At 40.4% G+C, this 15424-nt stretch carries 13 protein-coding genes; 4 read left to right on the forward strand and 9 right to left on the reverse strand.

Annotation, left to right across the window (positions count from 1 at the left end; translation table 11 throughout):
- Both DBR11_RS27700 and DBR11_RS27705 read left to right on the forward strand, forming a co-directional pair.
- Positions 1-1366, forward strand: a 1366-nt coding sequence (locus DBR11_RS27700) for a PKD-like family lipoprotein (protein ID WP_146186694.1), incomplete at its 5' end; no start/stop codon positions are given.
- 21 nt (positions 1367-1387) lie between these two features.
- Positions 1388-2503 (forward strand): AhpC/TSA family protein, encoded by a 1116-nt coding sequence (locus tag DBR11_RS27705; RefSeq protein ID WP_108555775.1) that lies wholly within the window; start codon positions 1388-1390, stop codon positions 2501-2503.
- 23 nt (positions 2504-2526) lie between these two features.
- On the opposite strand, the gene DBR11_RS27710 is transcribed toward DBR11_RS27705, so the two are convergent.
- Positions 2527-3714, reverse strand: coding sequence for an aspartate aminotransferase family protein (locus tag DBR11_RS27710; protein ID WP_108555776.1), 1188 nt, complete (start codon positions 3712-3714; stop codon positions 2527-2529).
- A 15-nt stretch (positions 3715-3729) separates the two neighbouring features.
- On the reverse strand, positions 3730-5046 hold the full coding sequence (nhaA, locus tag DBR11_RS27715) for a Na+/H+ antiporter NhaA (protein ID WP_108555777.1): 1317 nt from the start codon (positions 5044-5046) through the stop codon (positions 3730-3732).
- Positions 5047-5183: 137 nt separating this feature from the next.
- On the opposite strand from nhaA, the gene trxA reads away from it, so the two are divergent.
- A complete protein-coding gene (gene trxA / locus DBR11_RS27720) occupies positions 5184-5486 on the forward strand; it encodes a thioredoxin (protein WP_108555778.1) in 303 nt (100 codons plus the stop codon).
- Between the two features lie 6 nt (positions 5487-5492).
- Here the strand turns inward: trxA and DBR11_RS27725 are convergent, their stop codons facing one another.
- From DBR11_RS27725 to DBR11_RS27755, 7 genes are read right to left on the reverse strand one after another with little or no spacing between them, the layout of a single operon-like run.
- On the reverse strand, positions 5493-6041 hold the full coding sequence (locus DBR11_RS27725) for a WcaF family extracellular polysaccharide biosynthesis acetyltransferase (protein WP_108555779.1): 549 nt from the start codon (positions 6039-6041) through the stop codon (positions 5493-5495).
- The gene (locus DBR11_RS27730; RefSeq protein WP_108555780.1) at positions 6013-7419 is read right to left on the reverse strand and encodes a glycosyltransferase; all 1407 of its coding nucleotides are present in this window, start codon (positions 7417-7419) and stop codon (positions 6013-6015) included. The genes DBR11_RS27725 and DBR11_RS27730 overlap by 29 nt, the downstream gene beginning before the upstream one ends.
- Positions 7409-8593, reverse strand: coding sequence for an XrtY-associated glycosyltransferase XYAG1 (locus DBR11_RS27735; protein ID WP_108555781.1), 1185 nt, complete (start codon positions 8591-8593; stop codon positions 7409-7411). Before DBR11_RS27735 ends, DBR11_RS27730 begins: the two co-directional genes overlap by 11 nt.
- Positions 8587-10005, reverse strand: a complete 1419-nt coding sequence (locus DBR11_RS27740) for an exosortase Y-associated Wzy-like protein (RefSeq protein WP_108555782.1) — start codon at positions 10003-10005, stop codon at positions 8587-8589. The genes DBR11_RS27735 and DBR11_RS27740 overlap by 7 nt, the downstream gene beginning before the upstream one ends.
- The gene (locus DBR11_RS27745) at positions 9996-11129 is read right to left on the reverse strand and encodes a glycosyltransferase family 4 protein (protein WP_108555783.1); all 1134 of its coding nucleotides are present in this window, start codon (positions 11127-11129) and stop codon (positions 9996-9998) included. The genes DBR11_RS27740 and DBR11_RS27745 overlap by 10 nt, the downstream gene beginning before the upstream one ends.
- Positions 11122-12249: a glycosyltransferase family 4 protein gene (locus DBR11_RS27750; RefSeq protein WP_108555784.1), complete on the reverse strand. Its 1128-nt coding sequence runs from the start codon at positions 12247-12249 to the stop codon at positions 11122-11124. The genes DBR11_RS27745 and DBR11_RS27750 overlap by 8 nt, the downstream gene beginning before the upstream one ends.
- A complete protein-coding gene (locus DBR11_RS27755; protein WP_108555785.1) occupies positions 12246-14516 on the reverse strand; it encodes a polysaccharide biosynthesis tyrosine autokinase in 2271 nt (756 codons plus the stop codon). The genes DBR11_RS27750 and DBR11_RS27755 overlap by 4 nt, the downstream gene beginning before the upstream one ends.
- Before the next feature lie 95 nt (positions 14517-14611).
- Here DBR11_RS27755 and DBR11_RS27760 point away from each other — a divergent pair, with 95 nt between their 5' ends.
- Positions 14612-15358, forward strand: coding sequence for a glycosyltransferase family 2 protein (locus tag DBR11_RS27760; protein WP_108555786.1), 747 nt, complete (start codon positions 14612-14614; stop codon positions 15356-15358).
- The last annotated feature ends 66 nt before the right edge of the window (positions 15359-15424 follow it).

The raw sequence follows: 15424 nt of genomic DNA on the forward strand, positions 1-15424 counted from the left end.
GAGTGTAGGAACGGATCTCAGTCAGCTTGAATTTTCCTGGCTGGTGTATAATAGCAATGGGGCATTAAGTTTGGCTGCGCCACGGGTTATCATTTCTAATGCGTATGAATTGAACTATCAGATTAAGGGTGATCCTTTTATTTTGGGGGAGCCTTATGTGGTGCGTTTAACCGTAAAAAATAAGAGCACCGGGGTCAGTTTTTTTCTTAATTATAATATTATAATTGGAAATAAGTATGGTACCGGCTGGCTGGTTTTGGAAGATAAGAATGGCAGGGGGGATCTTTCTTTTGTATTTCCGGATCATACGCTTGAACATGGTATTTATACGGACCGGAATACAACTCCACTGTTTGGTCCTAGAAAACTGGAACTTACACCTTTCCCTGTGGGAGATGATATTTCTGCTGTAGGAAAACGTTTATATATTTTGGCACAGAGTGGGAGCCAGGAGTATAATTATTTAACGATGGTCAAAAAGTTCGACTACAGTTATGAGTTTTTTAGTGCCCCTGCGGTCGAAAATCCTCAGGTAATGACCTGGACCAGTCAATATGTATATAGCGGGGTAAGGAATCCTGCACTGGGTGTCGTGATTAATAATAATAAGGCTCATTCTAATCTTGTCGGTGGTTTCCCGGGAGTGAAGAAATGGGGGGACGTGGCACTGAATCCTCAGGGCAGTAACAATTATTCTCTGGCGCCTTTTGTTGTTGGTGGTCCAACCTATCCGGCGATTGTTTATGATAATAAAGATAAGCGTTTTTACCATATCAGGGCATATAATCCGAGCCCTGTAGCGGGTTCTCTGGAAGCTTTTCCGTCGGGAGGGACTGCTGGTGTAAGTACGGTATTTGAGATGAATAATGTTGGAATGACAATGCTTTTTCAGGACTCGGCTGATGTGGTGCATGAGTATAATGCCGTGATGAAGAGTGATGACAATCAGGCTTATTTGCTGAGGTATAAAACAACTAATACTACTGAGGCGCCTAATATTACCCTGTCTAAAACCCTAATGAATGCACCAGGTATATTGTTGTACACCGCTGCCGCGGGATCAACTTCAACGCCACACATTTATTATAGTAATGACAATAGAGTGTCGCGTTATGAGACAAGTTCAAATACTGTAGTTGAAACGTTTGCCTTCCCGGTCGGGGAGCAGGTGACGGCTATAAAGTATGCGAAGTATACGCCAAACGATACTGATCCGGCGAAGAAAGCACGGCTGGTTGTTGCGACCTGGAATGGTACTGAAGGACGTGTGTATTATTTTACCATTAGCAGTACCGGAAGTATGGGTACCTATACACATACGTTTGGGGGTTTTGGGAAGGTAGTGGATATGGCCTATAAATATTAAATCACATAAAAACAAGATACAATGATCCGATTAAAAAAAATAAAGAAGTATTTGGTGCCGAAGGTTTTCTTTGTAGCTGCAATGATCTGCAGCAGTGCTTCTGTTCATGGGCAGAGCTCCGGTAGCTACGTAATTGACGGTCATATCGAAGGACTGGACAGTGGTAAGGTTTTTTTAAGTGCAACTTATCAGGGTAAAAATTTGACAGATTCTGTGGTGGTAAAAAATGGCAGTTTCAGTTTTAAGGGTAATATACCGGGTACATTGCTTTACGGTTTGCGATTTGGAAAGCAACATTACATAACTGTGGTTGTGCAGCCAAACGAAGAAATAAGGGTAAAGGGAAATCTTACAAACCTGGACAATGTGGAAATTTCCGGGGCTAAAGAGCAAAAGGTATGGGAGGAATGGATGAAGGTCTGGACAATGATCAGAAATCAGGCGGGGCGTCTTTATAAAATGGCCGATAGTATTGGCAAAGGAGACAGGACTGCTGTGGATGCTGGATTTGAACAATTGAATCTTCGGCTGGTTGATTCGGTGGAAGCTTTTGTTAGGCGGCATCCATCTTCGGCCATTGCGCCCTTTGTCATCACAGATCGTTTTGTCAATTACCCTAATCCGGAAAAAGCGCAAAGCAACTATGCTGTTTTGACTTCTGCAGGAAAGAATACGATTTATGGTAAGGAACTTGGACAGGCCATTTCTGTAAATGCTAAAACAGGCGTTGGTGTGAGACCGGATTTTACATTGCCTGACCGTGAAGGAAAAAGTTTTAAACTCTCTTCTTTAAAAGGTAAATTGGTATTGGTAGATTTTTGGGCAAGTTGGTGCGGGCCATGCAGAAAAGAGAACCCCAACCTGGTCAAGGCTTATGAGAAATACCATAGCCAGGGATTTGAAATTGTAGGTGTTTCATTGGATGATAAGAAGGAGGCTTGGATAAAAGCTATTGATGCAGACAAACTAACCTGGATACATGTATCTGATCTAAAAGGCTGGAAAAGTAACCTGGCTAAGGAATACGGGATCAGATCTATTCCAACCAATTTCCTGGTGGATAGAAACGGAAAGATCATTGCAAAAGATCTGCGCGGGGAGGCTTTAGAAAAAAAGCTTTCTATGATTTACAAATAGTTGGTAATGGATCTTATAGCCTTTTAGGCTATAAGATCCATTACCTCTAAAATGACGCTGCAAACCTGACGGATCTCCTCTTCTTTAATAATTAAAGGAGGGGCGATCCGCATGGCGGTTTCACAATGTAAAAACCAGTCGATCACCACACCGCGTTCTCTACATAGGGTACTTACTTTTTCTACCTGCTCAAAGCTGTCCAGCTGAATGCTCAGCATTAAACCTTTACCGCGAACTTCTTTAATTAGCGGATGGACAAGAAGCGTACGAAAAAGTTCTCCTTTTTTATTGACGTCTTTAACCAATTCTTCTTCCAGTATAACCTCCAGACTGGCGAGACCTGCACTGCAGGAAACAGGGTGGCCGCCAAATGTAGTGATGTGTCCAAGGATCGGGTTTTCTTTAAGTACACCCATAACTTCTTTATTGGCAATAAAGGCACCGATTGGCATACCTCCACCCAAGGCTTTGGCCAGTAATAAAATATCAGGAACGATACCAAAATTCTCAAAGGCAAATAATTGGCCGGTACGACCAAATGCGGCCTGAATTTCATCGAGAATCAGCAAAGCGCCAACTTCTGTGCAGCGGTTGCGAAGTTTGCTCATGTAATTTTCGGACGGAACCCGGATGCCGGCTTCTCCCTGAACGGTTTCTATGATCACACAAGCGGTTTCCTCTGTGATCATGGTAAGTTCTGCTTCTTCATTGAAGTGGATAAATTGTACATTAGGAAGAAGTGGACGGTAAGCTTGTTTATAATGCTCGTTTCCCATGACACTTAATGCACCATGAGTGCTGCCATGATAGGAATTGAAGCAGGAAATAATACCACTTCTGCCAGTATATCTTTTGGCGAGTTTTAAAGCGCCTTCTGTAGCTTCTGCACCAGAATTGACAAAATAGACATTGTTCAATGTTTCTGGTAATACGGAGATGAGTTTTTGCGCAAACAGGATCATTGGACTTTGTACATATTCTCCATAGACAGTGAGGTGCATGTATTTATCCAGTTGTGCTTTTATGGCATCGATTACTTTTGGATGTCGGTGTCCGATATTGCTCACTGCAAAACCGGAAACCAGATCAATATAGGATTTATTCTGTTTATCGTATAAATAGATTCCTTCTGCGTAATCGATTTCCAGTAAGTTAGGACTGGTGGAAGTTTGCGCGTTGTTGAGAAGGAAAAGTTGTTTGTTACTGATCATAAAATTATAAAAATATTAGCTCTTTTTGGAAACGGATGTTCTTTTGAGGGCGATGGTGCCTAAAATACCTGCAACAACAGAGGCAAGCAGGATGCCGTATTTAGCTTGGTTGATCATGGTCTCACTTGTGAAGGCGAGATTGCTAATGAACAGAGACATGGTAAAGCCTACGCCAGCTAATAAGGCGACCCCCGTAATGTGGGTCCAGTTGGCCTGGTCTGGAAGACGGGAGATCTTTAACTTCACCATGAGCCAGGTAAAGAGTAAAATGCCGGTAAATTTGCCCACAATGAGGCCGGTGGTAACCCCCATACTCACAGGGTTTAGTAATGCACTGAAAAAATCGGATCCTATGACCATGCCTGAGTTGGCTAATGCAAATAGGGGCATTATAATAAAAGCCACCCAGGGATGAAGGGTATGTTCAATCTTTTGTAAAGGAGTTTCTGCGGCGGTACTCAATGCCTTGATCTCTTCAATAGTCTGATGCTGCTGAGGGGTGGTCAATGTACTGTTGCTGGGAATTTCCTGCTCAAAATCTGCAGCAAGTTTTTTAAGTTTTTTTGCATACATCAGTTCGTCGATCTTTGTAGAGGCTGGAATGGTAAAGGCAACCAATACGCCGGCAATCGTGGCATGAACCCCCGAAAGAAGGAAGCCCATCCAGACCACGAGCCCCATGATCAGATAAAATGCACTGCTTCTGATGCCCAGAAGGTTTCCAATCATCATGATCACCAGAAAGAGTCCGGCTATACCAAGTGGAATGAAGTTTAAGTCAGAACTGTAAAAAAAAGCGATGACCAGGACTGCCCCAAGATCATCGGCCACAGCTAAGGCAGATAAGAATACTTTTACAGAAGATGGGATATGTTTTCCCGCCATGGATAGCAGAGCAAGGGCAAAGGCAATGTCTGTAGCCATTGGAATCCCCCAGCCGTGTTCGGATTCCATTCCTTTATTTATGAAAAAATAAATCAGTGCGGGAACGATCATTCCGCCGAGTGCGGCCATCATCGGTAAGGAGGCTTTTTTTATACTGGAAAGTTCTCCGTCCATAAATTCCCTTTTGAGCTCCAGTCCAATGACAAAAAAGAAAATAGCCATTAAGCCATCGTTGATCCAGATGTGCAGGGGTTGATCGAATACATGTTTATCAAAGCCTACTGACAAATGGAGATCCCAAACCTGGTGGTAAGAATTGTGATATGGTGAATTTGCCCAAATAATTGCTGCAACAACACTGATCAGCAGAACAATTCCACTGGTATACTCCAGGTGGATAAATTTGCTAACCGGGGCTATAATTTTATCAATAGGAGATTTCTGCATAGTGTATCTATTTAGGGCGTATGGCAAAAATAGGGTTTTATATTAAAATAAGATTTTAATATTGGAGAGTCTGTAAACAATTAAAACCAGAAGGTTTGTTTATTGTTCCTACTTTTACAGTTCTAAATTAGAGTACGATGGCAAATTTTTCAGAAATTATAAAATCGGATAAACCTGTTTTGGTTGATTTTTCTGCTGAATGGTGTGGTCCTTGTAAAATGATGGCACCGATATTAGGTCAGCTTAAGGGGATGATCGGAGATAAGGCAACGATACTTAAAGTGGATGTGGATAAGAACCCTTCTGTTTCGAAGATCTATCAGATTCAGGGTGTACCTACCTTAATTTTATTTAAGGGGGGGCAGATCAAATGGAGACAGTCTGGGGTTATACAGGCTAGTCAGTTAAAAACTATTATTGAGGGGGTAATAAACAGCTGAAACTGACTATGTAATTATTCTTTCTTTGATTTTAATGGCCGGATTTCCTGAATAAATTGTAAATGTATCCAAATTAGAGGTGGCTACTGAACCTACTGTCAATACAGCATGTGCTCCGACTGTAATACCCGGGCATACGATTGCCCCAGTTCCTATCCATGCGCCATCTTCTACTGTAATTCCTGCATTGCGGAGGTCAAAGGTACTTTTTGTGTAATCGTGATTTCCTGTGAGCAATATAGCTTTCTGCGAAATACAAACGTTGTTTCCTATATGGACCTCTTCCAGGTTTTCTATGTAACAATCCGAGAGCCAGGAGTGGTTGCCTAATGAAAATTTCCATGGATATTTAATGTGGATAAAGGGTTTGATGCGTACGTCTTTCCCGATTTTTGCACCAAATAACTGTAGTATGCCGACGAGCAAGGTGCTGCATGGAAGCAGGCCGGACCTGAACAACAACAAGCTGGTCAAATACCAGAGGCTGATTTTAAGTTTACCTGCCCCCGGATGATAGGATCCTTTGTTAAAGGCTTTTCTTAGTTTTGTTTCCATATTGGTTCTTAGAACGTACCCATGTCATGATCAGGAACCCCATGATACTGTAGGTAATGAGGTTGAATAGAAAATGTAGGTTTATCCTATAGCCTGGCCGCCAGTAGAGTGTAATGAGCAACAGGCGGAGTAGATTGAGACTTTGGAAGCTTGCTGCCCCTAACAGCAGGAATAGTAATTTAGATTTAATGGATTTGGAGTAAGCCATGACAAACGCTGTGAATGCACTCATGATTCCATAACCGAGACAAGAGTAGACCAGGTGAAAACCAGATCTGCCGGTAACATGGAGGTTAAAAATACTTTTTTTTACTTCATATCCCATCAGGTTCAACAAGGCTGCAGAAGAGGAAATATTAATTTCACGCCAGTATCTGATATAGTTGAGGTGCTGGTCCAACCATTGATTGTAGAACCTTCCGGGAGTTGTTATTCCTATAAAGGCGAGGTTACCGATATAGAGGAAAAAGAAAAACAGAAGAAACCTTAAGGCAAATTTTCTGCCGATGGGGGGGTGCGGTTTTATGCCTTTTAATCTGAACTGTTCTTCAATTTTTATGTCAACAATTAACCTGAACCAGAATGCCTGGAGGAAATGGTATAAGATACCGGTTGCTCCATCCAATATTCCTTTTTGGATGAAGAGACGAAAAGCAAAGTAAAGATAGGGTCTAAGGTATCTTGGAAAGGTATTCCACAATTGTTTTAACCAAGCTATACGTTCATTGGGGCCAGCCCACAGGTTGGTTCTACAGGTTTTAACGGGGGTGTATAGGAGCCGGTTGACTTCTTCTTCTGCGAGAAGATCGCTGTAACGATTGTGTTTTTCCAGCCAGAAGGAAATGTTGTTCTCTTTTAGATTTTCTTCAATCAAATATCCTTTTCTCCATATTTGCGTTGGTCCGGAAACCAGAAAACGATGGTCCATATTCTGGCTGAGATCGGAATAACCGATATTGTACCGGAACATCTTGAGCATATATTTAGGAAAGTAGCCTCCATGTTTGATCCACTGGCCTCTGAAAAGGTACTTTCTGTTGAAATAGATTCCGGTTAAGTGATGATGGTTCTGGTGTTTGAAGTTTTTGAGCTGAAGGTACAGCTCTGGACTAAGTATTTGATCTGCATCAAGTCCAATCACCCATGGTGTACGTATAGGAAAGATATGGAGGGCATAGTCCCATTGTTTAGGATGGTTGTCAAAGGAGCGGCAGGTATATTGAACCTGATAGGTATTGCAAATATCGAGGGTTTTGTCTGTACTGCCGGAGTCTAAAATGAAAATGGGGGCTTGAAGTCCCTTTATGGAATCCAGTAGTTTGGAAAGATGTATTTCTTCGTTGAAAGTAAGGATGATAAAGGTGTAATCAGTTTGCATTTTTTAAGGTTTGTTGGTACATTTCCTGATAAAGAATGGTTAGACGAGGTGCGGAGAAATCTTTCAGAATTTGTTTGGGTGCATATTTTCTGATTTCAGCCCTTTTCTGAATATCCTTATAGGCTTTGTAAAAGGTATGTGTTAAGTCTGTAATACTGGATTTGCAGATCCAGCCAAGATTATGTTGAAGTACATAAGCTGCTAATCCAACTTCTCTGGTCAGTAGAACCGGTGTGCCACTGGCAAGACTTTCTATGACCACGTTGGCGAAATTTTCATTTTGGGAAGGTAAAACCAGTAGATCGTGTTTTTGGATAAAATCAAATTTCTCCTGTTCGTTGAGATAACCTGCCCAGTTGATGTACTGATGTATGTTTAAATGAAAGCTTAGATTCTTTAATGACCAGACGTAATCGGGGCAACCTTGACCGGCTATGGATAAGTTCCATGCAAATTTAGTTCTGCTCAGCGCTCTAAGCAGTAGATCAAGTCCTTTTTTTTCTTCTATCCTGGAGAGAAATAGAAATTGGAAAGCTTTCTTTTTGGTTGTATAACAAGTTTTGGAGCTCTGTTTCTGATGGAAAAGGGAGCTTGGACAGTTGATGAAATTGGGAATAATATAGAGTTCTTTTGGTCGTAGTCCTATCTTGTGGATATCTTCCTTTTCCTTTTCTGAGGTGGTATGGACAATACATTGCTTCAGTAGCCAGCTTCCAATGGCTTTATGAAAGAGTTTCTTTCCCAATGATTTTCTGTTTTGCAATGTATACGGGGTAAGCATCCCTCTGGGTGATAAAATTACAGGTATGTGGTACCATCTGGCCAGTGCTGTAGATAAAATGGCAACCATATTCCACCAGGAATGGATATGGATAATCAAATGTTGTTTGCGATGGTTTTTAATTTGTTTTCGAAGATTCCAGAGTAAAGCAGGCGAAAAATGACTGTGGTCTTTTGTGAGGCGTTTAAAATACCAGACTTTAACGTTGTCCAGTAAACAGGTAAGATTTGTTGGGGTCTGCAGAGCGGATTGCCCATTGGCATTGGTAGTCAGAACTTCGATTTCTAAATGGCTTTTGACCAGTTCCTCGCATAGTTTAGAAACAGAGGTAATGGTACCACCATAGAAGTAAGCGGGTTTATAAGATGGCGTGATCTGGAGGACTTTTAGCATGGTTTAATTTTTTGAAGTATTTGAAAATGTTTGAGGAGATGGAACAGCAAGAGCATCATAAAAAAGCCGTATGTTATGTTGTTGATTAGAAATTCCCAATTATTTCCGCGCCAAAGCGGTTGAAAAAAGCCGTTGAAGATGATAATGCATCCTAGTGGATAACCGCCAAATATGTTTTCAGCTTTATTGCAAAGCCATTGGGCAATTAGACCATAAAGGAACATCGCTACAAAAACAATCAAAGTACCCCCACTCAGATAGGCATCGGTTACTGGCCGGGTCTTCGCAGAAGCTGCAGATAAACGGTTTACAGCTCCGCAGGTATATACCCTTTCCATAGAGACTTTCTCTGTATTGGGTTTTTGACTCCAGAAAGTTCTTGGAATTAAGGCATAGAAGGAGTTTCTTAAAATTTCGAAGCCATAATAGGGTTGCTGGTCTGGTACGGATTTGATATACTGGCAAAACATATCTGTTTCACTGAAACGGTAGGTTAAGAAATTCCAATTGTTATCACTGATCTTGGCTCCTTCGGAACCACTAAGCAGAAATTCGAATGCTTCCCGACGGACATCCTTTGATGGTTTGTGATTATTCCAGGATGAAGTCCTGATCATCAGGCTGAGGGTAGGCAAGGTGTATAACAAGAGGTAGAGCAAGGGAAGGAAGAAGATTAGAACTGTTTTTCTAAAGTAGGGGAAGGATATGAAGCCGATCAGCAGCAGGTTAACAAGGAGACTTTCTTTGTAGCCACTTAATGTTTCACTTAAGAGTTGTAAACTGAGGGCTGCTCCGGCAAGTGTTATCTGAAATGGTCTCCTGTGGAAAAATCCGGAGATGAATAAGTAAGAAAGACAGCATGCAGATAAATGGAGTAAATAGTATTTGATTTGCAGAAATGAGGGATAGTGATCCAGTACTAAAGTACAGAGGAAAGAGATGAAATACAGGCGGATCAATAGCGGAGTCAACTGCATTGTACATTGGTATTTCTGAAACAGAGTTTTGGTTTGATACTGTATACCTGTAACTAATCCGATATGTCCAAGAAGGGCTATTTGCTGGGATTTAGCGATTATAAAAGTTTGTGGGCTAATAATGAAATTACCTTTTACCGACTCCAAGTATTTGTACCCAATATGATCTGCAAAGTAGAATATGGAGGTGCAACACATGAAACCTGCAAAAATGAGTTGTATCAGAACAATGGGGCGCATAACCTGCAAAACCTGTGTTTGGTTGCTGTTTGTGTATTTCCATGGCGAAAAAAGTGTGTAGTAAAAGATAAACCAGGATCCTGAAAAGGCAATTAGATAGGACAGAACAGGGTGATGTGCTAATGCGAGTGAAATGAGCCAGGGTATGGCAATTGTAAATAAGTTCTGAATTTTCGTAGAGGATGTTAAAGACATTTTAGTGTGCTTTTAACTTGTTCATAAAAGTTCCATTTAGAGATGAGTTCGGCTGAAGCGATGCCTGCCCTTTCAAGTTCTTCATTACACTGAAGAAGCTGGTCGAGTTTTGTAGTCAAATCATTCAGATCATTATTTTTAAAGACCATTCCATTAGTTGCTGTAACAAGGTCAGTAGCAGCGCCACACTGGTCGGATACCAGTACTGCTTTGCCGCAAGCCATGGCTTCATTAATAGAAAGACCCCAGGTTTCATGTAAAGAGGGCAAACAAAAAAGATTGCATGCTTTATAAAAGGAGGGCATGTTTTTTTGATTTTGAAAAGGGAGGATATGGATGTTCGGGTGTGTTTTAGCTTCTTTTTCTAGAAGGGTTTGAAGTGGTCCGGAACCAATGTAAAGAAGATGGTGGTTCTTTTTGTTCAATTTTCTGAATGCTTTTAGAAGTAATATCGGGTTCTTTCCTTTGTTGAATTTTCCGGCGAAAAGAAGGAGGCTGTCTGTTTCTTTTAACCCAAGACTTTTGCGGATGAATGTACCCGAGCCGGTTGAATTGAAGCGTTCGTTGTCTACACTATGTGGAAGAAAATGGAGTTTTTCTTCCTTAACACCATAATACTTAAAATAAGCCTTGTTGTTGGTTCCTGCGTATAGTATGGTGTCTGCATGACTATATAGCCAGGTGAGGAAGATCTTTTTGAAAGGTCTTTTCCATAATGGGTATTTACCAGGTAAAATGGAGTCTCCCCTGAAAATGATTTTAACTTTGCCTTCAAAATGCCTTATAATTTTGAAATGACTTAGATTTGACCAGCCATAAATCAACAGGTGCCGGGGGTTGAATTCTTCGATTTGGTGGAAGGCATCTGGATTGATGATTCCCAAAAAATGGTGCGTTCCTGGGTGTTTGGCTGTGTTTTTCAGGAAGGTGTAATCGTATCCTTCCAGGAGAGGAATATCCCAGTTGACCTGACAAAGAAACTTTCTGTCGTAAAGAGAGGTCGTTCCACAGGTGTAAAATACTTTAAGTGGGGTCCTTTTTGCCAGTAGTTGGAAGAATGGAGCATAGTATTGAATGGGATGACTGATTATAATGGCCAGTCCCATTTGCAGTTCTTTAATCACGGTCTAACAGGTTTTTAAGATGATATTTGTATTGAGGGTAATTGAAATAAAGAAGACACAGATGTTGTCGTGCATAGGCTGTTTCCTGTGGTGTTGCCTCCTCAAGATGGCTCAAAATCGTGTGATGAAGTGTTTCCAGGTCGTCCGGATCTATTAATGTACCCAGTGCACCATTGGCTATTGCTTCTTTACTGCCGTCTTTGTTGCCACAGATAATTCGGCAACCTGTAGCAGCAGCTTCTGTAAAAACAAGGCCGAATCCTTCTTTTTTGCTTGGAAGGACAAAAATATCACATAGTAAATAGTGATCTGTAAGTGTCTTTTCGGGAATAAAGCCAATTATTTTGATATGATTTTGTAAGCTTTCTTTCCTGATCAGTTCCTGCAGGAAAGCCTTTTCTTCTTTGTCCGGGAGTCCGCCCAGGAGGTAACATATGTTGGGAAATCTCTCTCTTAATCTCTTTAGTATTCGTATCACATTCAAATAACCTTTATCACGTTCATTTGAACCGAGTCTGCAGATACTTAATAGTAGGGGTTGTGCGGGTTGTAAGTTGTAATGCGAAAGCAGGTAGCCAGGTTTATGAAGTATTCCTGGAATGTTGAAATAAGGATCCAGGCAGTTGTTCAATACGAAAGCATTCTGTCCTGTGATGCCGTGTTTTTTTTTGATTGTTTCTGCTGTGAAATGGCTTACGCACCAAATTTGAATGTATTGCTTTATAAACAATACCTTCCATTTAGAAAGCTTTCCCCAGATTTCAATTCCATGTGCGAGAAGGATGATCCTGGTGTTTGGCCTTAAAATTTTGATCATTAAAGCTATAGGAAGCAGGTGGATGTGACTTAGAAGGATATTTGGGTGTGACGAACTCTTTGCAATAGCATGCAGTGTGAACAATAATTTTTGATTGTTAAACCCCTTGAACTGTGCGGATGGTATATATCTGGAATCTGCTTGTGTGGTTTGGTCTTTTAAGGAAAAGACCTGCAGTGCGGAGTTTCTTTCTGCACAAATATCTGACAGGGCTTTGCTCAACGTCCGGCATACTTTCTGAATTCCTCCGGTGTCGCAAAAGCTACTTAGCGTAAGGAATAGGATATCATGTTTTCTTTTCATAGATCTTTGCTGTAGTTATCGGGTAGGTTATAGTATTCTTGTTGAAAATGATCTTTCTCGAAGCCGTTTAGTATTAGAGAGATATTGGGTAACCTGAACTCTTTAAGTAGTTTTTCGGGCAGGGTAGCAGAATATTTTTTGGATATTCCGTATCTAAGGATAAAGAGGTTAATATCTGATATCTTAAGTAGGGGAACGGTGTCTGAGACCAGGCCAACCGGAGCTGAATCGAGGAGGATATAATCGTAGGTCTTCTTTAGTTCTGCTATAAGCGCCTTCATTCTTGGGTGTTGCAGCAGTTCGGAGGGATTAGGTGGGACAGGCCCGGAGGGAATGAAACTGAGATTATTGATAAAGGTCTTGTGGCAGATTTGAGAAGTTGTCTGCTGTCCGGAAAGATAATTGCTCAGGCCATAATGGTTGCTGATGGATAAATCGAGATGTAGCGCTGACTTTCTCAGATCTGTAGCAATCATACATACTTTTTTATCGATTAAGCTTAATGAAGCAGCAAGATTCAATGAAACAAATGATTTGCCTTCTCCCGAATTGCCTGAAGTTATACAGATCACCTTATTGCTACTTTCTGTACAGAGGTAATCGAGATTAATACGGAGTGCTTTTATGGATTCTGAGAAATGGGAGCGGGGGTCTTCTATAGAAAGAACAGATGTAAGCCTTCTTTTTTTTGAATCTGTTCTTATATAACCTATTATTGGAAGAGAACTGAGTTCTTTCACTAATGAAGTGTCATATAACCGGGTGTTTAATTTGTGTTGCAGGAAGATGAGGAGCAAACCTGTTAGAAAACCTCCAAGCACGAAGTCGGTGTAGATTTGAATTGAAATAGGATATACAGGTTCATCTGGTAGGGATGCATAGTCTATAATCTGTATTCCTGATATAATTGCGGCTGCGGCGATGCCTGCTTCCAGTTTTTTTTCTGAAAGGTAATTGTAAACTTTCTGATTTACTTCAAAGTCAGACTGTAGTTGTATAAAATCTTTTTCTGTTTTCGGAAATGAATGCAGCGTTTTGCGGAGTCCGGCAGTTTGATGAGAGAAGTAAGAAATGAGTTTTCCATATTGTTGCTCCTGATTTTTTAAGGTGGATTGAATAGATTGTTTGATATTGCTGATTTGGTTTTCTACATAAATAACGGGAGAGGCTTCGGGCTTGTAAAGCAGCAGAAGCTCTGTTTTTTTCTGTAGAAGGGAGTTGTAATTGTGCAGAAGTGCGATCAGCTGGGGGTCTTGGATGCCTTGCAAATTATAATTCAATTTATCTGTTGAGATTGGCTGATTTAAGCTTTTAAGGACCTCCCTGTTGATCAGGTTCAGGATAGATAACTGCTGTTTTTCTTTTTCAAGATCAGATAATTTAGTGATCATTTCTTTTGCGCTGGAAGAGATATCTGAAAAACCGCGGGCAGTTTTGAAGTTTTGTATTTCCGATGAGGAACGAAAAAGTACGATGGCCATTTTTTTTAACAAGGTGTCTATAAACAGGGAGGTTTGTTTGCTGGGCGCACTACGTTGTGATTTGTCGTACTTTTGATATTCATTAAGGATAGCGTTTAGGATATCCCTGGCAAGGAAAGGATTCGGATCGCTAAATTGAAGCTTAAGAATATTTGTGTTTTGATTGTCGTCAACTTTCAGTTTTTCGATGATGTATTTAAGGAGGTTGGTTTCTTCATTGAATTTGAAGTGATAGTGCTGCGAAATATTTTTCCGTGGATTAAGAATCCGAAAAAGCAGGCCTGGAAGTACGACTATTGAGTTATACGCATACTTTCGGATGGTTTTCTTTCCTGCCAACAGGTACGAGAGTTGGAAGGCCTTTCTGCTGACGGGTTCAAATTTAAAAAGTATTTTGTTGTAGTTTTTTCCACTTAATTCCAGGATTTGTATATCTAGGGGCTGGGCCGGATAGAGGTTGATCATCCTAAATGGATGCGATACAAAAAAAGAAATTTTGTAATTCAAGGCAGTTATGGCTTTCCCGATTACATTTCTTGATGTCATTATTGTTTTCTCTGCTTCACTTTTGCTATTTCGGTCATAAGTATTTCTGATGGTGATGAGTTCAGAAAGCTCAGATCTTCGGTCCTCGAGTTTCAGAGATGCGCTAGCGCAGTATATAGAGGTACTTGTATATTGGAACAGAAAGGCTAAACCGATAGATATAGCCATAACCGCTGCAATATAATTCCACTTTTTCAGGATCAAATCCCATGTTTTTAAATGATGGTTTAAATTTTCCATTAAATTAATTTTAGCCTTGTTAAGGTGTCATTTTATTCTTTTATTTAATTTATTAGTTTTAATTTTTATATTTAAAGTAAAACTATTAATAATAAATGAAAGTTAGTATAGTGAGTGTTGTTTTAAATTGCAAAGATTATATTGGTGATTGTATTCTAGCTGTTATCGGGCAGGACTATCCCGAAATTGAGTATATCGTAATAGATGGGGGTTCTACGGATGGTACATTAGATGTTATTCAACAGTACCAGGATCGTATTCATGTCTTTGTCACCCAAAAAGATCAGGGTTTTTATGATGGGCTTAATAAGGGGATTGCCCTGGCAACGGGAGATATTATAGGAATACTAAACGCAGATGACGTCCTTGCCGCGCCTGAAACGATTTCTATTGTTGTCCGTAAATTTATGGAAACACTGTGTTATGGGATATATGGGAATTTGGAATACACGGACAGGAAAGACATTGGAAAAGTAGTAAGGAGCTGGAAGCCTGGAGAATTCAGTCCGGAAAAGCTTAAAAGAGGATGGATGCCTCCGCATCCTACTTTATACCTGTATAGAGATCTCTATGATCGTTGTGGGAACTATTCAATGAATTTTGGTACTTCAGCAGATTATGAATTTATTCTAAGATTGTTTTGTTCATATGGAACAAGTCTGGTATATATAGATCAATTACTGGTGAAGATGCGTAAAGGAGGGATGAGTAATGCAGGTGTAAAACCATTCTTATGGGCTTGTATACACGACTACAGATCGCTGTTACTGCATGGATTTCACTGGCCTGTACTGATTACAATTTGTAAAAAGCTTAGAAAAATTAAGCAGTTTTTCTACTAAAAAGACATAATTAGAAATATCTAACCTACCTAGATAGAATATAGGTACTTTTGCGGAAAAATTAAC

This window comes from Pedobacter sp. HMWF019 (assembly GCF_003061025.1).
GTDB lineage: Bacteria > Bacteroidota > Bacteroidia > Sphingobacteriales > Sphingobacteriaceae > Pedobacter.

What these genes read in the sequence shown, in the direction of transcription:
- DBR11_RS27705 (WP_108555775.1), top strand. Translation starts at nt 1,388, where the DNA reads ATGATCCGATTAAAAAAAATAAAGAAGTATTTGGTGCCGAAGGTTTTC.
- DBR11_RS27710 (WP_108555776.1), bottom strand. Translation starts at nt 3,714, where the DNA reads ATGATCAGTAACAAACAACTTTTCCTTCTCAACAACGCGCAAACTTCC.
- nhaA (WP_108555777.1), bottom strand. Translation starts at nt 5,046, where the DNA reads ATGCAGAAATCTCCTATTGATAAAATTATAGCCCCGGTTAGCAAATTT.
- trxA (WP_108555778.1), top strand. Translation starts at nt 5,184, where the DNA reads ATGGCAAATTTTTCAGAAATTATAAAATCGGATAAACCTGTTTTGGTT.
- DBR11_RS27725 (WP_108555779.1), bottom strand. Translation starts at nt 6,041, where the DNA reads ATGGAAACAAAACTAAGAAAAGCCTTTAACAAAGGATCCTATCATCCG.
- DBR11_RS27730 (WP_108555780.1), bottom strand. Translation starts at nt 7,419, where the DNA reads ATGCAAACTGATTACACCTTTATCATCCTTACTTTCAACGAAGAAATA.
- DBR11_RS27735 (WP_108555781.1), bottom strand. Translation starts at nt 8,593, where the DNA reads ATGCTAAAAGTCCTCCAGATCACGCCATCTTATAAACCCGCTTACTTC.
- DBR11_RS27740 (WP_108555782.1), bottom strand. Translation starts at nt 10,005, where the DNA reads ATGTCTTTAACATCCTCTACGAAAATTCAGAACTTATTTACAATTGCC.
- DBR11_RS27750 (WP_108555784.1), bottom strand. Translation starts at nt 12,249, where the DNA reads ATGAAAAGAAAACATGATATCCTATTCCTTACGCTAAGTAGCTTTTGC.
- DBR11_RS27755 (WP_108555785.1), bottom strand. Translation starts at nt 14,516, where the DNA reads ATGGAAAATTTAAACCATCATTTAAAAACATGGGATTTGATCCTGAAA.
- DBR11_RS27760 (WP_108555786.1), top strand. Translation starts at nt 14,612, where the DNA reads ATGAAAGTTAGTATAGTGAGTGTTGTTTTAAATTGCAAAGATTATATT.